The sequence below is a fragment of the Lysobacter sp. Hz25 genome (genome assembly GCF_046097045.1).
Classification (GTDB): domain Bacteria; phylum Pseudomonadota; class Gammaproteobacteria; order Xanthomonadales; family Xanthomonadaceae; genus Lysobacter; species Lysobacter antibioticus_B.
The window spans coordinates 507,975-527,447 of sequence record NZ_CP175666.1 but is presented as its reverse complement, the minus strand read 5'-3'; the positions used below and the strand labels follow the sequence as shown (position 1 = coordinate 527,447).

At 60.9% G+C, this 19,473-nt stretch carries 18 protein-coding genes; 10 read left to right on the top strand and 8 right to left on the bottom strand.

All coding sequences use genetic code 11. The features are described 5' to 3' along the window. Nucleotides 1-758: 758 nt before the first annotated feature. The 10 genes from ACKN61_RS02275 to ACKN61_RS02230 all read left to right on the top strand — a co-directional run bounded on the left by ACKN61_RS02275 (nucleotide 759) and on the right by ACKN61_RS02230 (nucleotide 11,256). Complete coding sequence (locus tag ACKN61_RS02275) at nucleotides 759-1,025, top strand: hypothetical protein (RefSeq protein WP_408952112.1); 267 nt, start codon at nucleotides 759-761, stop codon at nucleotides 1,023-1,025. After that, on the top strand, nucleotides 1,018-1,776 hold the full coding sequence (locus tag ACKN61_RS02270) for a hypothetical protein (protein WP_408952111.1): 759 nt from the start codon (nucleotides 1,018-1,020) through the stop codon (nucleotides 1,774-1,776). The genes ACKN61_RS02275 and ACKN61_RS02270 overlap by 8 nt, the downstream gene beginning before the upstream one ends. 33 nt (nucleotides 1,777-1,809) lie before the next feature. Next, on the top strand, nucleotides 1,810-2,949 hold the full coding sequence (locus tag ACKN61_RS02265) for a type IV secretion system protein (RefSeq protein WP_408952110.1): 1,140 nt from the start codon (nucleotides 1,810-1,812) through the stop codon (nucleotides 2,947-2,949). 2 nt (nucleotides 2,950-2,951) lie between these two features. Next, complete coding sequence (locus ACKN61_RS02260; RefSeq protein ID WP_408952109.1) at nucleotides 2,952-3,443, top strand: DUF4189 domain-containing protein; 492 nt, start codon at nucleotides 2,952-2,954, stop codon at nucleotides 3,441-3,443. A gap of 10 nt (nucleotides 3,444-3,453) precedes the next feature. Continuing rightward, nucleotides 3,454-3,945, top strand: a complete 492-nt coding sequence (locus ACKN61_RS02255; protein WP_408952108.1) for a hypothetical protein — start codon at nucleotides 3,454-3,456, stop codon at nucleotides 3,943-3,945. 255 nt (nucleotides 3,946-4,200) lie between these two features. Then, on the top strand, nucleotides 4,201-4,830 hold the full coding sequence (locus tag ACKN61_RS02250; protein ID WP_408952107.1) for a hypothetical protein: 630 nt from the start codon (nucleotides 4,201-4,203) through the stop codon (nucleotides 4,828-4,830). A gap of 319 nt (nucleotides 4,831-5,149) precedes the next feature. Beyond that, entirely contained in the window at nucleotides 5,150-5,383 is a 234-nt protein-coding gene (locus ACKN61_RS02245; RefSeq protein WP_408952106.1) for a carbon storage regulator, read from the top strand. A 220-nt stretch (nucleotides 5,384-5,603) separates the two neighbouring features. Next, a complete protein-coding gene (locus ACKN61_RS02240) occupies nucleotides 5,604-10,193 on the top strand; it encodes an RHS repeat-associated core domain-containing protein (protein WP_408952105.1) in 4,590 nt (1,529 codons plus the stop codon). A 10-nt stretch (nucleotides 10,194-10,203) separates the two neighbouring features. Then, a complete protein-coding gene (locus ACKN61_RS02235) occupies nucleotides 10,204-10,686 on the top strand; it encodes a hypothetical protein (RefSeq protein WP_408952104.1) in 483 nt (160 codons plus the stop codon). 84 nt (nucleotides 10,687-10,770) lie between these two features. Next, nucleotides 10,771-11,256, top strand: coding sequence for a hypothetical protein (locus ACKN61_RS02230; protein WP_408952103.1), 486 nt, complete (start codon nucleotides 10,771-10,773; stop codon nucleotides 11,254-11,256). 61 nt (nucleotides 11,257-11,317) lie between these two features. Here the strand turns inward: ACKN61_RS02230 and ACKN61_RS02225 are convergent, their stop codons facing one another. From ACKN61_RS02225 to ACKN61_RS02190, 8 genes are read right to left on the bottom strand one after another with little or no spacing between them, the layout of a single operon-like run. Beyond that, nucleotides 11,318-11,761, bottom strand: a complete 444-nt coding sequence (locus ACKN61_RS02225) for a hypothetical protein (protein WP_408952102.1) — start codon at nucleotides 11,759-11,761, stop codon at nucleotides 11,318-11,320. A gap of 2 nt (nucleotides 11,762-11,763) precedes the next feature. Further along, nucleotides 11,764-13,977, bottom strand: a complete 2,214-nt coding sequence (locus ACKN61_RS02220) for a phage tail protein (protein ID WP_408952101.1) — start codon at nucleotides 13,975-13,977, stop codon at nucleotides 11,764-11,766. Next, nucleotides 13,970-14,179, bottom strand: a complete 210-nt coding sequence (locus ACKN61_RS02215; protein ID WP_408952100.1) for a hypothetical protein — start codon at nucleotides 14,177-14,179, stop codon at nucleotides 13,970-13,972. Before ACKN61_RS02215 ends, ACKN61_RS02220 begins: the two co-directional genes overlap by 8 nt. Nucleotides 14,180-14,181: 2 nt before the next feature. Next, nucleotides 14,182-14,418, bottom strand: coding sequence for a hypothetical protein (locus ACKN61_RS02210; RefSeq protein WP_408952099.1), 237 nt, complete (start codon nucleotides 14,416-14,418; stop codon nucleotides 14,182-14,184). A 15-nt stretch (nucleotides 14,419-14,433) separates the two neighbouring features. Then, nucleotides 14,434-15,249: a phage BR0599 family protein gene (locus ACKN61_RS02205; RefSeq protein WP_408952098.1), complete on the bottom strand. Its 816-nt coding sequence runs from the start codon at nucleotides 15,247-15,249 to the stop codon at nucleotides 14,434-14,436. Then, a complete protein-coding gene (locus ACKN61_RS02200; protein WP_408952097.1) occupies nucleotides 15,246-16,949 on the bottom strand; it encodes a hypothetical protein in 1,704 nt (567 codons plus the stop codon). The genes ACKN61_RS02205 and ACKN61_RS02200 overlap by 4 nt, the downstream gene beginning before the upstream one ends. A 6-nt stretch (nucleotides 16,950-16,955) precedes the next feature. After that, on the bottom strand, nucleotides 16,956-17,891 hold the full coding sequence (locus tag ACKN61_RS02195) for a hypothetical protein (protein ID WP_408952096.1): 936 nt from the start codon (nucleotides 17,889-17,891) through the stop codon (nucleotides 16,956-16,958). After that, nucleotides 17,891-19,465: a discoidin domain-containing protein gene (locus ACKN61_RS02190; RefSeq protein WP_408952095.1), complete on the bottom strand. Its 1,575-nt coding sequence runs from the start codon at nucleotides 19,463-19,465 to the stop codon at nucleotides 17,891-17,893. The genes ACKN61_RS02195 and ACKN61_RS02190 overlap by 1 nt, the downstream gene beginning before the upstream one ends. Between the last annotated feature and the right edge of the window lie 8 nt (nucleotides 19,466-19,473).

Genomic DNA, 19,473 nt, shown 5'->3' with positions numbered 1-19,473 from the left:
TGGGTGCCTCCTGGCAAACACGTCCTCGGGGGTGTGCGACTAAGCCCAACGCAATTAGAGTTATCAATACAAATCATTTTCGGACTGCCGCGCTTCCGATCTTGGCTTGGACATTTGTCCAGAAGCCGTCGCTCCTCATCCACGATATGCACTCAGGCGTCCGCGCATTACAGCCTGTCGAAGTGTGCTTTTCGAGAGTAAACGAAGTGGCTTTGGACGTTTGTCCAAGCGGCTTGGACAAACGTCCACGAGAAAATCAGACTTTCCCTACATTTTTTGACATCCGCTTCAAATAGACTTGTTCCGCTCGCTCTTGCGAGGTATCAACACACGCCACGGAGGGCGACATGCAGTCAACGGGAATTGGATCGGCACAACTTCCGACGAAGCGCGAGGACATACCGCGACGTCGAAACAACGACACCCCACCTGTCTCGACCGCGCCGCCGACACGCCGCCGCGGTCGTCAGCTGGTGTTCGATCGAATCTATGACGGCATCTGCTCAGTTCGCCTCAACGGAAGAATCGTTGCGTACACAGCGGAGACACGTCTCCCCTCGGGCCGAGTGCTCTCGAGCATCTTCCCTGTCGGGAAGGGCAAACACGCTGAGGTACTAGGGGAGGCCGCAGCAGAGAAGCGCCGGCAACTCGCGCAAGGCGCGATCGGCGCGGACAGCCGACCCGCAACTGCTGATGCGCACGCTACGAAGCAGTCAGGCCCGAACCACAAGCGAACCCTGGATACCTTCAGGGAGGCCATGGTCGCCGCCGACCTCATGGAGTCCCAGCGGTCATATCTCAAGTATGTCTACCGCCTTCCCGAGGCCGGTCCGGTCGGCGGTTGGAGAGTCATGCGGCATGGGCGGAAGAAGAAGGGCAGCCGCATCTTTCTTGACGGCCACTTCGGCGGTGCCGCCGCAGCGCTCGACAAGGCGCTTGAGTACAGAGATTCGCTGACGCCGAAGCCATCCGGCCGATCTATCAGAACCCGCACCGCCCCGAAGACAGGGAGTCAACATGAATAATCGCAGCAGAGTCAATCGTGGTTCCCTCAGAGGGACTGGGGCAGCGATCGTAGTTGCATTGAGCTTGACCGCAGGCCCGGCCAATGCACAGCTAGTGGTTAACGATCCCGTCAACTACGCAGCCAAGCTCCAGCAGATCGCGAAGGACGCGGCCGAGTTCGGAAAGAACGCGCAACGCTGGCAGGCAACCGCCAGCCACTATCAGCAGCAGTTGATCAAGCTGCAGCGGTTGAACTTTGGCCAGGCGCAGATGGAGGACAGTTTCCCTGCGCGCCAACTCGACTACGGGATGGAAGACATGTGCCCCGGCCCTGGAAGAGGCATCAAGGATCAGCTGACCAAGGCGTTCCGGCAGGCTATGCCGAAGCTGGAAGGCAACATGGTCGACGAGCAATTGGCGATCTGTCAGCGGATGGTCTACGCCGATAACGCGAAGTACAACGAGTCAGTGAACATGCTCCGAACGCTGATGCAGCGCAGCCGTGAGTTCACACAGATCGAAGTTCAGCGCGACAGCGTCGGCGGTAGCCAGGGAGCGCTAGCCGCCAATGACAACGAAGCCTACCGTTTCGTCGCCAGGAACCAACTGGAACTGGATTATTGGCAGGCCCGAATGAAGGCCTATGACGACTACATCGTTGCGCTCAAGGGGGATCACACGCGCCTGGCTAAGCGCGCGATGCGCGGCAAGAAGGGCGCGCTGGACGGCATCGTTCCCACCGACGTGATCAAGTCAGCCATCGGCCAGTGAACCATTCATTCATCTTTGAGGCAGGCACATCCCATGGATTTGTTGAACGGTCCGATGGACCTACTGAGCTGGCTCTCGCCGTCGTCGCAAAGCGGTCTGGCCGACTACGCCCTGTTCCGCCTCATTAGCGGCTGGATCACCAACAGGGTCGAGGATTTCGGTCTGGCGCTCATGGGTCGCTCCATGAGGTTCGTGGGCGGCGTCGGGCTCAGCTTGGTAACGCTGTGGCTGCTCTTCCAAGGTTACCGAATCCTCAACGGCGCCCGCGAGTCGATGATGAGCACGGTCCTGCAAGGGACGCGAATTGCCTTGATCTTCGGCATCTCCACAACCATGGCGATCAACAATATCCCTCTGAACTCCTTTCTCACAAAGGATTTGGACAAGGCGATTCATCAGCTGGTTACCGGAAACGACAATCAATCCACCGCGAGCAGCATCGACAAGTCCCTCGCCGTCGTGCAGCTCGCAATGACGGCCATTAATGGCGTTCAGCTGCTTGAAGCCGATCCCGAACTGCTGGAGGAGAAGCGCTCGGCGAAGGCCTGGGCAACCATGGGCTCCGCCGGCCCAGCCATCGCCGCAGGTTGCATGCTGCTGCTGTGGACATTTGCGATCAATCTATGGATCGGCCTGGGACCCATCTTCATATTCGCTCTTGCGTTTCCCGCCACCAAAGCAATGTTCACCAGTTGGCTCAAGTATGGTCTGGGCACGCTGTTCTCGCTCGCGATGCTAAGTTTCGTTGCCAATATCCTGCTTGAGCTGACCGTTCGAATCGCGTCGTTCATGTGGCTCAGTAAACTTGTGAACATCCCCGGCATCAGTACTGAAGGCATTACCGACCAAGCGATGCAACAAGGCAGCATCGGAATGATCTTCACGGTGCTTATCATCTCAGTGCCCCCCATGGCCGCACACTTCTTCCAGACACAGGTGGGGAGCTTTGTTGCCAGCTCGGCGTTCGGCAGGTTCGGCCAAGCGGCGGCAGTTGGGCAGGCGTCGAATACCAATGATCGGGCACCGGTCTCACCCACCAATATCCAGGACCCGGTCAAGGGCAACAACCAAGCTCCATACAGCACATACACTCATGCAAACAGGGTAACTGACCAATCAACCCCGAAGCATGAGAATCGAATCAAGTCTGCTGGCGAAGTCCGCAAGGAGTGAGCATGCGATACCAGTTCTTCTTCATACTCGTGGCGTTGTCCGTCGCTCCTTTCGCCTCTCATGCCGAAGGCGGCTGCCCACCGGGACAAATGCCGGGCAACCTTACGGCGGCCGAGGGGGCCGCAGCCTCGATGGCGAGCTGCGTCCCTATCCCTCAGGAGCCGCGTCGCCGAAAATGGGAAAGTCGCTGGGGCGCGGTCGCAACCGACGAGAAGGGCGCGTTCGGTATCGCCACAGATAAGAAGAGCGAGCGCGAAGCGAAAAAGTCAGCGCTATCGGAGTGCACAAGCCGTGGTGGCATGACCTGTTCCTCAGGCTTGGTGTTCCGTAACCAGTGTGCCGCGGTCGTCAACTCCAGCACCCGATCATTCTCACAAAGTGCTGCCACAGAGAACGAAGCGGTTACGGCGGGACAGCAGCGTTGCAAAGAGTCGAGTACCGGGAAGTGCTGGGTCTATTTCAGTGGCTGCAGCCTTCCTGTTCGTGCTCGCTGATGGCTTGCTCATGAACGCCAGCACGACGACTTATCGGTTGTTTCAGCGCAGCGCCGACGTGTGCGGTGCCCTATCCATTGCTGCCTTCGCCTTCCTCGGTGTGGCGATCAGCATGCTGGCTATCGGCTGGGGCGGCTCATTCGCACCCATACTCAGGCCGGCGATCCTTGCCGGGGTAGCCGCCGCCGCTCTGCAAAGCCTGGCCGGGATCGGCTACACGTGGTGCATGATCCTGCGGATGACGGTCGGCCAAAACGCACAGATTGAGCTCCTGCCGTCAAAGAACCGCATGTTCCTGGCCTCGCTAATCTCCTGGGTGTCTCTCGGTGCCCTGCAGTTGGCATTGGCCGCTATGCCATTCGCATTGATCAAGCCGTGGCTTTTTGGCTTGCTCCTCGGAGTAGCGACCGCGCACGCGTTAGGGATACGCCTGACCCGCGAGTGGGCTCGTTCCGCATGTCAACGTCACTTGACGGAATCGAGTGGATCTCTCTCCGCATGATAATCGTGGCTCGTTTTGTGTCTGTCGTTCTGTTCGGTATCGCGGCGCAGATTCCTTTGAAGATGTCGCCCGAGAAGTAGCTGCATTCCGTGCAGCGCAGAAGACGTGATTAGCGCAAGTAGCAACAGACTGAGCTCCGCCGAGGCCTTTAGCGTGGCCTAAGACGGCTCCCCCGTTTACAACCTGACCTCAGCTACGCCGCCCCGAAAGGGCTGCACGGAGAGCTTTGTGTCCCGATTTTGGTCACCGGCGTATATGAACCCCCTGCTGCCGAATTGGCTACGCCGGCTTTTTTCTTCACGGCGCAAGGTAATGCCGCGAGCGGCCGGCAACTACGAGCTCGCCTTCATGGCTGCGCGTGCGCGCACCATTCTATGGGGACTGCGCCCGCCGTCGATCGACGTTACGCCCGTCCGATGCGCCTCGACGGCAACGGTTGCAGCCGTCCGCTGGCAACTCGTTCGCTCGATCGGGCATCTCAATGAGGATTTGGTCGCCACCCAGCGCTTCGGGCTTACCGCGGCGTTGCGGGTACTGCTGGAGGCCGAACTCAAGGTGCCGTTAGCCTACACGCTTGGCTATGTCCAACAGGACGGACAGCGGCTTTGCCATACCCCAGTCGAGGGACTGGAGCAGATGCTACGAACCGGGATCGCGCCCGGCGCCCGCGTGAGCCTGCATGCCTGGTTGACCCTGCCGAGCCAGGAAGTAATCGACGTGACCTTCTGGGCCCTGTTTCCCCTGATGTGTTGCGCTGATGAGCGCGAGACCCGGGCACTGTTCATGCATCCCGATCAAATGCCAGGACGGACGTATCACCCGCAATGGGTGGGCGAAGAGTTCGTTCGGCGGATCGGCGTTCTTAAGGAGTACGAGGGATGGTAGGCACAAGGGTCGTGCACTTCGATGTGGTCTGGCGCGGATCACTAAATTGGCGGGTGTCCGTCAACGGCGAGGACGAACACGTGCCGTTTGCCTCGAAGGAAACGTGTATCGCTGCCGCCCGGGCGCGAGCCCGCCAGCGGCATGATGATATGGGTGTTCCTACGGAAGTGCGGGCTCCCGGCCCGGATGGTTCCCTGCAATCAGTAGTCACGTACATGCTCCCGCACGAGCTACTTGAGTTCTGTGTGGAAACCGAGAGTGGCAGCAGCCGTCAGCTGCGCGAGGCCTGCGATGTTTACGGTCTGGTCGTCGCGCGCCTATGAACATCAAGAACCGAACTTCGATGCTCGTCCTTACACGCTGCCCAGGTCAGGCACTAATGATCGGCGACGAGATCGAGATCCGCCTACTACCGCCACGTTCCGTGGGTGAAGTACGAGTCGGCATTACGGCTCCGAGAACGGCCCACGTCGTGCGCGAGGAGCTTCTTTGCCAGCCCCCGCGCCAAGGTGTCCGCGATAGGGTTTGCCGCAAAGGGAAGGACCATGCCTGATCTCTCTCGCAAGCAGATCAGCGAGGCCCGGAGCAACGCCTGGTTTGGCAGCATCAGCCTAGCGCAGCCGCGCCGAACCGGGATGTTGACCAGCCACCTCTCGTAGCCGCGGCATCTCAAATCAAGAGACGCGTTTGTACAACACTGGCCAAGAACACGATTCGTCGCTGCGTGACGACGGGGACGGCCTGGACAACAACCATATTTCCAAGGAATAACGATGCTCGCTGGGAAAATACTCAATCCGCTAGCTGCAAGCCTTGCTCTCGCGCTGACTGCCATGGCCCCATTTTCGGCGATGGCCGCATTCCCGGTTGAGACCGGACGGTCCCAGTGGCCTGCACCTGGTCCGAATTGGATGGGCGCATGGCCGTCGACCTATACGCTCCGTGACGCCATGGCCAGCTGCAAGCAGCACAAGATCGATAGAGCCGAGGACTTGATTGAGTACCCGCCGATGCAAGACGGATTCAATCAAAGGACATGGATCATCACCGACTGCAAGAAGGCAATTGTCCAGCCTGAGGTGACAGGGGGAAAGCTCACCATTCATTTGGAGATGGGCAATCGGTACGATCTTCCGCCATCTAAAGATCCGCCCGTGGAATGGTATGCGTACTATTACGGGTCGACCAACGCGTACTGGCCACTGAAAACACTCGAGGAGGACAGCGGCAAGAATCTAGGTCGAAGCGATTGCAGCAACAACTGCATCGGCAATCCTATCGTGGTGAACGCCGCAAACAAGTTCCAGGACGAGACGGACTATGCCGGCACCGGCGGCAGGGGCCTGAAGTTCCATCGTTACTACAACAGCGCCCCCGAAGTCGAATCGGCTGATCTCGGCGAGAACTGGCGGCATACGTACAGTCGGAATCTTGAGTTCAATGCCTTCTCGGCCGACAGTAAGGCCATCACTGTCCATCGTGATGACGGCATGCAGATCATATTTCGCAGGGTCGATGGCGCGTGGTTGCCCAGTGCTGAGGTAAAGATGGTTTTGATCCCAACCTTGGAGGCAGGACAGCCAATCAGCTGGGAGCTGACCAATGCCGCCGATGGGTCTGTCGAGACTTATGACGCGGATGGACGTCTGTTGGCTATCGACTACCGCGATGGCTATCACCTCACACTTGAGTACGCCTCGGGGCTCCTTAGCACGGTCACCGATGCTCAAGGACGGTCCTTGCACATCTTGCACAATGGGGATGCGCAAATTTCGTCATTGACCGATCCAAACGGCGTCAGGTACGACTACACGTACGTGGCTCCCGACTACCCTACCTTCCCGGGGGATACGGAACGGCGGCTAGAAAAGGTCGTGGCTACCTCAGGGTATAAGCGGGAGTACCGATACTACGCAGGCACAGAGATTGGGATGCGCGGACTCCTGACTCAGATCCTGGATGAGACCGGCGCGGTGAAAGCCACGTTCGGCTACGACAACAGCGGCAATCCCCTATCTACGGAGCACTCTCAGGGAGCGGAACGCTACGTTGTCGAAGGTGGCCAGTACGGCACAACGGATGTCGTGTATGCGAATGGCCTGCGATTCAAGTACAAGTTCACCACGATCAACGGGCGGAAACTCACGACGGATGCAGAGCGGATCTGCACGGACGGCTGCGCCAGCGCGACGGCCGTCTACACCTACGATGCCAACGGTTTTCCCGATCGGGTTGGCGACTTCGGGCGTACATCTGCGGACTACGACTACAACACCCGTGGGCTAGTTGCCCAGAAGCGCGAAGCAATTGGAGATCGAGAGGAGCGACTCACACAGATTGATTGGCATCCGACGTTCGACGTTCCGACGGAGGAGCGCGTCTACAACCGAAACGGCGAGCTTTGGACAAAGCGGCAATGGACCTACAATGCCCGAGGGCAGGAACTTACGGCAATAAAACTCGACCCGCCGAGTGGTGCCGTTCGTACTAGCGTGACGAGCTACTGCGAAGCAACCGATGTGCAGGCGGGCCGCTGCCCGATCATTGGGCTGGTCACTCAGCTTGACGTACCGCGCACAGACGTCAATGACATCACATCCTTCGCCTATTACGCCCAGGATGAGGCGGGATGCACCACGCCCACCGGAAGCTGCGGACATCGAAAGGGCGATGTGTGGAAGGTGACGAATGCTCTCGGCCAAGTCGCAGAAGTTCTGAAGTACGACCGTAGCGGCCGAGCCGTTTCGAGTAGGGACGTCAACGGAGTAGTCACGGATCTAGAATATCACCCCCGCGGCTGGCTACTGAGGAAGATCGTTCGCGGAAGCGACAACGCGACAGAGGCGGATGACGCGATCACTGTGATGGAATACGACGCCGCCGGCCTTCTGAAAAAGACCACAGATCCCGATGGCGTCATTGCCCGCTTTGAATATGATCCGGCGGGGCGCTTGACGGATGTGATCAGCTCAGCGGGCGCTCGGATCCACTACACCCTGGACAACGAAGGGCGCCCCGAGAAAACGGATATCAAGGATCCCGGCGGCGCTATTCAACGCACCCTGTCCACACTGCGAAATCAGATGGGACAGATCAAGACCGTGAAGGATGCTTATGGACGAGCGACAAGCTTCACGTACTGGGCCAACGGCACTCCCAGCTATACCACCGATGCGTTGGGACGACAAAGAACTGAAACAGCCAACTGGTTTGGCCAGACCGACCAGACACGCTCCAATTTGACCGGACGCACCACGGGTGCAAGTCACTTCTACGATGCCATTGGCGGGATCATTTCGACTTATGACGGCCTGGGTCGCGAGACCGGCTACGATCGCAATCGCTTTGGTGAAGTATTGACTTTGAGAAGCCCGGCGACTGGAACGAACACCTATGTCTACGATAGCGGTGGAAATCGAACGTCGGCGACCGACGCTGACGGACGAGTTACGCAGTCCACCTACGACGCGCTCGGTCGGTCGTTGGCGACACTCTACCCAGCCGATCCATCCCTGACAGTTTCTCGTTCCTACGACGGCCCATCCGCGGCTTGTGCGGTCGATGAGAGGTTTGGCAAGGGACGCTTGGCCCGTATGACCGATTCCACTGGCCATACCGACTATTGCTATGGGCGCTACGGCAATATCGTCCGAAAAGTCCAGGTGGTCAACGGAAAGACCTTCAGCACACGGTACGAGTACACCAAAGGAGGGCGACTCAAAGCCATGGTTTATCCCAGTGGGACTTTGGTTTCATATGGTTCGAACGCTGAAGGCGACATAGCCAGCATCACAGTGACTCGGCCTGGCCAAACTAGCCAAGCCTTGCTCACGAGCATCATTTACTACCCCTTCGGCCCAGCTCGCGAGCTAATCTTTGGAAACAGTCGGCGCTTTACCCGGACGCACAACCTAAACTATCAACCCACCAGCTTTCTCGATACCGGCGTGGACGGTCTTTCGGCTGGCTTTGTGTTCGATGAAGTCGGGAATCTATCGGAGCTACGCAAAGGTGATCAATCTTCACCTGCGCTGCGAAAGTACGGTTACGACACGCTCGGTCAGCTTACCGATGTGAAGACCGGAGCAGATACCTCTCTCAAGACTTACCTGTACCACGACTTCACGCAGAACCGCACCATGGAGATCACGAACGGTGCGACAAGTACGAGTTCTACCTACACCGTGGATCGCCTGACTGAATGGAACGGAACGACTCGAACGTATGATGCATCGGGCAACACGATCAGTATCGGAGGCACGGCGAAAGAGTTCGCTTATAACGCGGCGGGCCGTATGAGTGCCGTCAAGGCGAATGGAGTGACGAAGGCGGCCTATCGCTACAGCGGAACCGGCGAACGGGTCCAACGTCAACTTGGCACTGTCGTGGATTACACGAGCTACGACACTATCGGGCGAGTCTTGGGCCGCTACAACGCCGCAGGCACCGCAGCCCAAGAGGTCATTTGGATGGGTAACGCGCCGATTGGTGTCATCTCAGGCGGCACACTGCACTATGTTGAGTCCGATCACTTGGGGACGCCTCGCGTTGTGATACACCCTGCTCGGCAGCGTGCGGTTTGGACCTGGGATCTAGGCGGGGATGTGTTTGGTAGTTCCCTGGCCAATCAAGACCCAGACAACGACGGCGTAGCGTTCCCCTTTGATCTTCGTTTCCCAGGCCAACAGTTCGACGCTATTTCCGGGACTCATTACAACCTGCATCGTGACTACGACCCCAAGGTAGGCCGATTTCTTCAGAGTGACCCTGTCGGCTTAGTTGGAGGATTGAATACTTACAACTATGTATCTAATACTCCACTTAATTGGTCCGACCCAACCGGCCTGTTGCAGTGGTCTGAACTTCCTCTGAAGCGATTGGATTGGCTAACCAGTAGCACCAGCATGGGCATGTTTACGTATCCGGGTGCCCCCTACGTTCACGCGACTACGCCAGACCAGGCAATCCCATCCATGGGGCGGACGGCGATTGACTGGACTATCGATGCGACCTGCCTATGTAATGATGGATCGTACCGACTGAAGGAGGTCTCGGTCCAGACTGAGATTATTATCCATCTGCGAAAGCGTTTTGATGACCTTAAGCAGCGCTCGATCACCATCAACCAAGAGCATAACCATGTCGGCGACTACAAAGAGTGGCTTAAAACTGCGAAGGCAGAAGCAGCGGCGCTTGAGCAGAAGTTGCAGGGAGATGTCTATAGCACCGAGATTGATTGCATCAATGCGGCCAAACGTGCGATGGGCGGGATGATGACCGAAGGCGCGAGAATTACAACCAATCAATCGTATTTGAACTGGGATGCAAACAAAAAGCATACATACTATGACAAGAACAACTAGGGAGTGGCCAATGTTGAGTAAGTCGATCGCGCTTTGCGCGCTGCTCTTCTCCACGGAAGCCGCAGCGGCCTCGGATGTGTGTGAACTCAAGGAAGGCGATGCCGTGCCAGTTCGCGTCCAGTACATCGAGGACGCACCAGTCGTCAAAGATGGGCGCACGGTGCACTTGGCAAAGTATTCGATCTCGAATGTTTCCGAGAAGACGTTTCGGCTTGCGACTTACCGAGGGCCTGCGCCGCAGCGCGCGTATCCTATGGATGCCTCACTTGAGTATAAAAACTCCGCAGGGTCTTGGGCATTTGATGTCATCGTTCTCGATCACCCGCAGCCACCGGATTCGATGCTGAAAGTTCGCCCTGGTGAGACACGAGAATTTTTGGCGTCCGGTAACGGCGGGCCGAATGGAACTTATCGCCTGAAGGTACGTGAGCCAAAAGGCTGCTGGATTCCTTCTGAGCCCTTCAAGTTCGTTCTGAAGACGATTGACAGCTGACTTAGGCAACGGTTTCTGTCACTGGTGTAAGTCCGATCGGCGCCTCAAATCGGGGCGCCGATTCTTCATGGAAGGAAGCGCTTGATGAACCTTTTAGTTATGCTTTTGCTACCAGTTGCTCTGACTGTCCCCGCGACATCTCATGCCAACGGCGATTGTGACAAGGTGATTGAAGGGGTTCAGATCACCCATCGTGGAGCCGATGCCGAGCGGGCTCGCGATTGGGGCTATGTGTATGGCAAGTACTTGTTGATAAATAACTCGAAGAAGATTTTGCGATTTTGGACGTATAAAGGCGAGAAAGAGCCGATGGTCTTCTATCCGCTGAACTTCACAATTGAGAAGCTGGCATTCGATGGGTGGAGCGATGATGTGACGGTTATCGACCACCCGGAGCCCGCGTCGGCAATTGTTACGATTCCTCCGGGTGATCGACTGACCTTCCTGGGTCAAAGTAGGCCTGTCGGACGGGAGACCTACCGCGTGAAAATTCGCCAGGCGCGCGGCTGCTGGATTCCTTCGGAGCCATTCCAATTTACGGACGCCGCGGAATCAGGTCAGGCTCGCTAGGCGATCTCTGCAGTTGTTCTGCGGATACGAATGGGCGCTACCGCGTCTTGCCGCGTATGGGCTAGGGATCGGCGAAGAACGCGACCCCATCCAAGGATAGCCACCCGAGCACGCCGGCGCCCGGCTGCGACACCAGCACTTCGCCATTCGCTTTCACGTCGACGCGTGCCTGAACACTTGAATCGCTCACGGCCGTAAAGATCTGTTGCGTGGGCGGGCGGAACCCTACCGGCAGCACAAAGATGGCGGTGCCCCCACCTCCCGCTTTCACCAGCCCACGAAGTTGCACGCGTCCGGCATCCCGGCGGTAGCCGGCCACGGCGAAGACGTCCCCATAGTTCGCCCACGACGCGTTGAGCGTCGGTGCCTGCCAGGCGCCCTTACGCAGGTCGGCAACTGCGGCTGTGGTGGCGCTTCGAGTTTGCCCGCCTTGTACGACGGGTACGATCTCGGTGCCGGTCAGCGCACTTGCTGCAGGCAGTTGGGACAGTTTTTGATTCGCCATGGTTACTCGATGAGTAGGTAGTCGCCTGCCTCAGTGATCAGCTCGTCGCCGGTCTCCGTGCGCAGCAGTCCGTTCTTGAAGTCGAAGGTGTGGGTGGCCCGTTGCCAGCTGGCCAGGCCATCCCGCGTCGTGCCGATCTCCGCGCGCACGCGATACGCGCCGCGTAATGGCGAGGTGTAGTTGTTGCCGGTTAGAGCGGCCGGGCTATCGAGGGCTTGACCCACAATCGCGTCCAGCTGCCGCAGGACATAGGCCGTTCCGGCCTCAGGTCCGATCGAACCTTGGCCGTGGTCGACCAGTTGGTCGGCCTGCAGCCGCCGATCTCGGTGCGCCCAGGACACCACCAGGTCGCCGTCGATCGACGGCGGGTAGCGTTGACCGTTGAGCTTCAGGTCGCCGGGCGGGTACGGCCGCGCCTGCCGCTGGGCCAGCTTGATTGAATCCACTGGCGCCAGCGCCGGGTCCAACTGCGCACTGGAAGTTCGCGTCAGCAGCTTGGCCTGCACGATCTCGCCGACGCTGTAGTCGGTCGGATCGTTCGCCACGTAGTCCTCATAGAACCAAATGCGTGCGCCCGCCGTGTGCGGCGCCGGCGCGGTGTCCGCGCACCCGCGGGCGAGCGTGGCCGTTTGTGCCTGCGGATCGATCGCGACCACGCGCACCACCTCATCCTCGACCATCGCGGCGGTGCCGGCAGCGACCTGATCCAACCCGCGACCCGACGCCAGTTGCACGACGAGCGTCGTCGCGTCCATCGAATCGACCAGCATCGCGGTCGGGCACCAATCGCCGACGCCGACCTCGGTGTACTCGCCGCTGCCGACCCGTGTGGTCAACACATAGTTCAGTGCCAAGCCGGTGGCCTGTTCGGCCGCCGCCAGGACCACGCCGGCATCGGCGGGTACGGCGGCTAACGCCGGAGCACTCAGCGTTGTCGCCAAATCCCGGTAGCTTGCTTCGATCAAGCGCCGGTTGGGCGACGGCTGCGGGACACGATCCGGCGGCAGCCAGACCGGCGGCTGCGGTTCCAGGTAAGCCGTCGCCGGCAGCCCGAACACGTCCTGCACGGCCGCGACGGTGATCGCGCCTTCGACCAGCTTGCCGTCATCGAACGTGCCGACGCGCAGGACCAGGTTGTCCAGGCCGCGAAACGGATCGCGAATGCGAAACACACCGCCCGGCGCCAGCACGCCGCCGCGGCGGTCGAATCGCAGCTTCAGCCGCTTGAGGCCCGAGCACGCGATGGTCAGATCGCGCATGCCCACGCGCCCGGCCAGTTCCGCCGTGGGCAGACCTTTGTATTCGGTGTTGCTGGACGCGACCCCACCCGTGGCTTGGATGCCGGCCAGGTCTTCGACCCGGATCTGGCGCTCCTCGTCCTTGATCGGGTCGTACCACGTCACGATCAGTTGATTGATCGCGCCGTCCTGCGCCGCGCCTTCGTCCTCCTCGATCGCCAGCAGGCCCGACTCGTAGTCGAACACCGGCAGGTCTTCGACGAGGTAATCGTCACGCAACAGCTTAAGCGTCAGTCGGCCGGTCGATCGGTCGGTGTACTGCGCCGCGCCGATGTGGTCGATGACGACCTGCATGAAGTCGGCGATGGACGATTGCCGGTTCCAGCGCAGGCACAGCCCGAAGCCTTCGGCATGCAGCGTGTCGGCCGCACGCCGATAGCTGGCTTCGTCCAACACACCGCGGTCCAAACCGCGCCCCCAGTCCCGGTTCGTCAGGCACTCGACCAGGATGTGCGCCGGGTTCATGGCACGGATGGCGTTGCTGGCGAGCCAGATGACCGCCTTCTCCGGATACCAGGGCGCGCCGTCCCAACCCATCAAGGCGCGGCGAACGCGCATCTTCCATGGCTTCGGGTACGGATTGTTGGCCGCGATCTGGCCGTCGAAGTATTGGGTGGTGACGTTGCGGAAAGCCGGCGTCGGCACACCATGCAACGCCCCCAGCGCCGGCAGCACAGCCTGCGCGGCTTCGCCCATCAGGACATCCAGCCAGCCCTTGATCCCGCCTTCGCCCTTGTCGCCGCCGAACAGGTCGGGCTTGTTGATGAAAATGCGGCCGGTCTTGGTAATCGATCCTTTCCAGGCTTCGCGATCGCCCACTTGGATTTCGACTAGCTCGTCCAGCGGTCCGCGCGACAAGCCCATGTGCAAGCCGAACAGATAGCGATGGCCTACGGTTTGCTTTTTACTGCTACCCATCCGCAGCCTCCGCGCGTGCGAACGCGACCAGGTGCAAGCCCAGCGCGTCGCCGGTCGCTTCGATGACCTCGGCCTCGATGCCATCGCGGACGAACGCGCTCCAATCCAGCCCGTAGTAGGCGAACCATTCGCGTCCGCCTTGCGCGCAGAATCCTGTCCGCACTCCGAAGCCCGGCGCGCGGCGAAGGTGATCCAGAGTCACGATCACTTCTTGCCGCCCTTCTGCTTGATCGGCTGGGTGCGGTACTGGCCGACGCCTAATACCATCCAGTCCGGCGTCCAGACATCGCCGAACACCACCGCCTGCGGGGTGCCCTCGGTGCTTTGCGGGAACTGGAAATCGCCGAACGCGGCGGGTTTGGCCTGCGGCGCCTTCGGCCGTGCGGCTGCCGAAACGAAGTAGCTGATGACCCAGATCGCAAGCTGGACCCAAATGTTCATGCAGGTGTCCGAAGATCAGAAGATGGGGGTGCCGTCGAACGGGGATTTGCCGGGCAAACCGGGGGCGCCGCCGTAATTCGGCGCGTTGTTGAACTTGGTGTGGCAGATCGCCATCGACCGACCACAGCCGGGAAAAGCGATCACGGCCTGGCCGATGCGCAAGCCGTCGCCGGCCCCCAGGAGCACAAGCCGCTCGCCGATGTGCGATCGGATACCACGACGCTCCAATCCGGCCTCGCCCAGATCCCACGCCAGAAAACCGCCCGCGAACCAACCGTTCGGGTACTGGCCGAAGACGCCGGCCGTGACCACGTTGCCGGCCAGCGTCGTCAGCGACGCCCGCACGCGGAATGCGTCCGGATTGACCCTGCAGTTGCGGTCGTACAGCGTGTACGGACAGCCACGCGTCCAGGCCAGTCGTAATCCCGGTTGTCCCAACGCAGCATCGAGCGATTGGCAGCGCACCTCCGTGCTTTCGAGCGACGGCCGGTTGACGCCTGCAATCCGCCCCATCCAGACCACGCGCGGATCGCCGTCGCCTTCATGCACGTCGCGGACCACGACCGCCACCTCGCTCGATGGCGGCAAGCCCCGATACAAACGCGCCACCTCGAAATCACCGGGTGCGGTTAGCGTCAGCATGTCGGAGGCCGTATGCCCTGATTGGCGGATGCCGTCGTCATGAATTGCGGTCGCGATGTAGACCTGCGTGTCGAGCACGAAGCCGCGGTCGCCGCCGGTGTAGCGCCATCGCTGCGCGCCGCGCACGAACTCGTACAACCGCCGCGGGTTGCCCGCAGCGGTCGATCGTTCCAGTTGGTCGAAGCTCATACCGGTGGGGACGTGTCGATATCGGGATCGCGCACAGCGCGCAGGACGATGGATGCGTCGGCGGCGCCGTCGCTGTCGGTGTGGTGTTCGATTTCGGCTTCGTCACTGTCACCGCGGCTCAGCACCAAGAAGCTAATGCGTCTGATATCGTGCGGGCGCACGTCCACGCCGAGCGCGGCGTCGATCGTTAGTCGCTCGATCTCGTCGTCTAGGGCGACTGCCGCGGTGATCCGGCGATGGAACGCTTCGCCACCGCGCAATTCGATCCGCAGGTCTCGCCGGCCGGGTCGCAGGCCAGCAAAACGCGCGAGCCCCACGTTCGCCACGTCCAGCGCGGTGGCGGTGCCAGCAACGTTAGCGACCAATGTCAGGTCGTCGGCGTGGGTCGGCCGCCAGAGCGCGCATTGGCGGCCACGCAGGGTGTACAGCCAGGACCGGACGCTCGCGCGTTCGACACGCCCGTGCACGCGCCAACGATGGCTCTGCACCACCGCAGCCCAGTCCGCTGGGTCCAGGACGAAAGGTCGTCCGAACTCATTGTCCAAGGTCAACAGCGCACGCTGCCATCCGGCCGACAGGGTTTCGGACTCGTCCGGCCGGTCGACCATGACCGGGTGCCCGCGGTACATCGGCGCATCGACGATCGCAGGCCATTCGCAGGCTTCGACTACGTCGAACCGTGCGCTGATGGAAGCGGCCTGGTCGCTGAGGCGTGTGACCTTCGGTGGCTCAGCCAGCCTCGCGGTTCGGACCGGATACAGCCGAGTGCCGCGCGGCCATGCCCTCGTCGTCGGATGCCGCAGCGTGATTGAGGCGGCGCCGATGGCCTCGACTTCGGCCACCTCAACCTCGAAAGCGGTCTTGCCGCGCAGCTGCACCAGGCCGCCGACGCGGAAGTCGCGATGCACTGGGTCGCAAGCGATCACCCGGATACCCAGGGCATGCTCGTCGGCCAGCCACTGCCCATCCGGCCAAACCGGCAGCGCCCAGGTGCGTCCGCCCCATCCGAACACAGCCAGATCCAGCAGTACCCGTTCGCGACCGTCCACGATCATCGTGGCCTCGAATGAGCGACGCGGGACAGAGCGCAGGCCTCGTCGCTGCTCGACCTGCGTCGGGCTGGGCAGGATGTCGGTCTTCCAGGCCAGCCGTTCCAGCACGCCGCGCGACCAATCGGGAGTGAACGCCCAGGCGACGATGCGCTGCCCAATAATCACAACCGGAATCGGGTCGAATCCGGCGAACTGGTACGTCAAGGTGGCTGCGATGACGGGTGGCCCGTCGGTGCCTACCGCGATTTGCCACCCCTGCTCCCATAACGGCGGGAACGACAGCGGCGACACGCCGGGTGCCGTCAGCACGATGCCCTCGCCTCCCGTCAGCGACGCGTCGGCTAGCGTGAGGGCACGGGCGCGGAATGCATTCCAGACGCGGATGACCCGCTGCTGGACGCTGCTGACGTTGCCCAGGTTGAGCGTTTGCGGGACGACGTGGATGCGGTCGTAGAAATCGTCGCCGAATAGCGACTGCCACGCACCCGGTCGCCGATCGGCAACGACGGGCGGTACGCCATAGGCCACACCACCGTGATCCGAAGCGCTGGCGAGGGCCATGGACGGCGAGCCGTCCCAGGCCTTCGGCGGGACGGCATAGTCCGGCCGGCCACTGAATGTCAGGGGCCACAGGCCGTGCCAGAACATGAGGGCTTACTCGTTGATGCGGTAGGCGTAGCCGTATAGACCGCTGGTGGGTGAGCCGACCGGCCCTTGCTTGCGATGCACAGGGAAGACCTTCCAGCGATCTGTGCCCAGCGAGACCTCCTCGCCGGGTGCGTAGCTGTCGAGTCGGATAAAGCGCAGATCCGGGGGATGGCCGATGCCGGAGAACAGCCCCGCGCCACGCGGGACCGCACACCACAACGGATAGCCCGGCGCGCGCCCAGTCAGCGTGCTGTGCCCGGTCCGTTGCGGTAGGCCCAGGGGCGAGGCTGCGGACCGCCAACCACAAACGAGTCGTCGCGAATCGTTGTTGTCGGTAGGAATCGCATGCCAGCGCGGGGCGATGCCGTCGTAGTCGGCCCGCACGCGCGTACTGGGCGAGACGTAGTTGGCGAAGGTGTCATCAAACGCGACGCTGTGCTGACCGGCGTTTGGACTGTCGATGTAGGTGTTGTGGTAGTACCACTGACTGCCGTAGACATACTGACCGGTGTTCACGACGCCCTGCGTGATCAGGCGGCCGGTACCGAAGTGTTTGAACGTGCCGGCCTGCGTTTCCATAACGACATGCAGGTACGGAGAGGCGCCGCTGCCACCGAAGAAGTACACCGCGCTGTAGGGGCCTTGCACGTAATTCGTCCAGACCGGCAGGCTGGCTTCGTTCTGAACATCGGGATTGGCATTGGCGGCGTAACCAGTGTGCCCAAAGCCGAGGAAGAAGGGCGACGGATTGTTGCTGTCGCCGCCGGTGGTTTGCGACATCAAGGTCGCATGCAAGCTGCCGGAGTGTAGGCTCAGGGCCTTGCCGGATGCCACCGTGCGATCGCGAAATCCATCGATAGTCCACCCAGCGATCGAAGCGAACAGCCGCAACTTATCGAGCAACTCGTTTGGGTCGTTGGCGGAACTGGTGAGGTATGCCATCAGTCCATCCGCAGTGCGAAATAGTTGTCGGGGGAAGTACGAAAGGTGTTCTGGAACACGAGCCAGATCGCGCTATCGCGGTTGATGCGGGACTCCGACGGCGTGTTGAATCCCGTGGTCCAGGCGCAGCCGTCGAACTCGCCCCAGTGATGGCGAACGTTGAGGTGTTGCAGGATCAAAGGCAGCAGCGGCGTAGACCCGTCGAGGTTCTCTCGCAGCCAAGCCCGCGCCCCGTCCGTTGACATCGCGCTGGGATAGACCTTCCCTTGCGTTTCGTTGTCGCCGTTGTCGTTGCTACTTTGGTAGCGATTGGCGTGAGGTCGCCAGACGTTGTCGGGGTAGTACGCCACCAGGCCGTAGCGGCCCGGGTCGAAGAAGGCGCGGAAGTTTGGGTCCGTCGCATCCGGCGTTCCACCTTCGTTGCTGCCGCAGGCGCCGACGAGCATCGGGAACTCGTGATCCGACGGCGGCTCGTAGGGCAGTCCGAATCCAAGATACGCGGATACATAGACCGTACCGATCTTCGCGACAATGACCACCCGCTGGCCGTTGATCGCCAGCCAGTAACCGAACGGGCCGTTGCGCAGCGGCAGGTTCCGCAGTCCGCTGTTGTTGACCTGCGAGCGCACGCCCAGCAGTGGGTTGTGGAAGCGGAATCCGTACCAGTTGAGGTTGTACGCCGCGCGCGCAGGGTCTTCGTAGAGTTCGGCACCGATGAAGATCGCCTTACGGCCGTCCAGACCGGGGGCGCGGACAATCCATTGCGCCCGCTCCTCGAGCTCGAAGTCGGCATTGAGATCGGTCTGGAACGACAGTTCGCTGCAATCCAGAACCGTACCACCGCTCGCGGCGGTGAAAAGAACGCGCCAGTATCGAGCCGCAGTCGGATTGCCCGTCACGACGAAGGTCTGACGCGCCCGGGTCGAGGCCCAGCGCACGCCGGTCCACCCTTGCACTTTCGTCCAGGTCGAACCGTCGACCGAGCTTTGCAGCTCAAAGGCCGATACACCGCGATTGATCGCGTCGGCTACGCCCAAGGTGATCGCACGTACGGCCGTCGGGCCGATCATTTCGATACCAGCCGTCGCCGGAAGATTGGCGACCGGACAGGCGCCGAAGGTATCGACCGTACCGTCGAACAGATTGCCCAGGTTGCTGAAGTTGCCCGTGCGTAGTGTGGGGTTCCGCACGCCAATTCGGCGTATCAGCGTCCAGGGCGGCGAAGTGTTCAGGGTGAATCGATCGCCCGCAACGAATGAGAGCGAGCCTGCATTGATCTGGAACCTAAGCCGCTCGCTCTCAAACGGCAGGCCTGCCGTCGCTAAGCCTAAATCGCCTGCTACAGATCCGATCACTTGAAACCGATTCGCATCGAGCGCCGTAATCGTGAAGGCTTCAGCAATCGTCGCCGGGTCGCCACGGTAACCACCGGTCGTGCCGTCCAGGCCGGTCAGCGTTCCGTTGCCCGCCCCGGTGTAGAGCAAACCCCAAGCATGCCCCTCGCTACACAGTGCAGCTTCAAGTTGATTGAGGAAATCGTAGTAGCTAGCGGCGATGCCGGTTCGTAGCGTCATGGGCGTAC

What these genes read in the sequence shown, in the direction of transcription:
- ACKN61_RS02275 (WP_408952112.1), top strand. Translation starts at nt 759, where the DNA reads ATGGTCGCCGCCGACCTCATGGAGTCCCAGCGGTCATATCTCAAGTAT.
- ACKN61_RS02270 (WP_408952111.1), top strand. Translation starts at nt 1,018, where the DNA reads ATGAATAATCGCAGCAGAGTCAATCGTGGTTCCCTCAGAGGGACTGGG.
- ACKN61_RS02265 (WP_408952110.1), top strand. Translation starts at nt 1,810, where the DNA reads ATGGATTTGTTGAACGGTCCGATGGACCTACTGAGCTGGCTCTCGCCG.
- ACKN61_RS02260 (WP_408952109.1), top strand. Translation starts at nt 2,952, where the DNA reads ATGCGATACCAGTTCTTCTTCATACTCGTGGCGTTGTCCGTCGCTCCT.
- ACKN61_RS02255 (WP_408952108.1), top strand. Translation starts at nt 3,454, where the DNA reads ATGAACGCCAGCACGACGACTTATCGGTTGTTTCAGCGCAGCGCCGAC.
- ACKN61_RS02250 (WP_408952107.1), top strand. Translation starts at nt 4,201, where the DNA reads ATGAACCCCCTGCTGCCGAATTGGCTACGCCGGCTTTTTTCTTCACGG.
- ACKN61_RS02245 (WP_408952106.1), top strand. Translation starts at nt 5,150, where the DNA reads ATGAACATCAAGAACCGAACTTCGATGCTCGTCCTTACACGCTGCCCA.
- ACKN61_RS02240 (WP_408952105.1), top strand. Translation starts at nt 5,604, where the DNA reads ATGCTCGCTGGGAAAATACTCAATCCGCTAGCTGCAAGCCTTGCTCTC.
- ACKN61_RS02235 (WP_408952104.1), top strand. Translation starts at nt 10,204, where the DNA reads ATGTTGAGTAAGTCGATCGCGCTTTGCGCGCTGCTCTTCTCCACGGAA.
- ACKN61_RS02230 (WP_408952103.1), top strand. Translation starts at nt 10,771, where the DNA reads ATGAACCTTTTAGTTATGCTTTTGCTACCAGTTGCTCTGACTGTCCCC.
- ACKN61_RS02225 (WP_408952102.1), bottom strand. Translation starts at nt 11,761, where the DNA reads ATGGCGAATCAAAAACTGTCCCAACTGCCTGCAGCAAGTGCGCTGACC.
- ACKN61_RS02220 (WP_408952101.1), bottom strand. Translation starts at nt 13,977, where the DNA reads ATGGGTAGCAGTAAAAAGCAAACCGTAGGCCATCGCTATCTGTTCGGC.
- ACKN61_RS02210 (WP_408952099.1), bottom strand. Translation starts at nt 14,418, where the DNA reads ATGAACATTTGGGTCCAGCTTGCGATCTGGGTCATCAGCTACTTCGTT.
- ACKN61_RS02205 (WP_408952098.1), bottom strand. Translation starts at nt 15,249, where the DNA reads ATGAGCTTCGACCAACTGGAACGATCGACCGCTGCGGGCAACCCGCGG.
- ACKN61_RS02200 (WP_408952097.1), bottom strand. Translation starts at nt 16,949, where the DNA reads ATGTTCTGGCACGGCCTGTGGCCCCTGACATTCAGTGGCCGGCCGGAC.
- ACKN61_RS02195 (WP_408952096.1), bottom strand. Translation starts at nt 17,891, where the DNA reads ATGGCATACCTCACCAGTTCCGCCAACGACCCAAACGAGTTGCTCGAT.
- ACKN61_RS02190 (WP_408952095.1), bottom strand. Translation starts at nt 19,465, where the DNA reads ATGACGCTACGAACCGGCATCGCCGCTAGCTACTACGATTTCCTCAAT.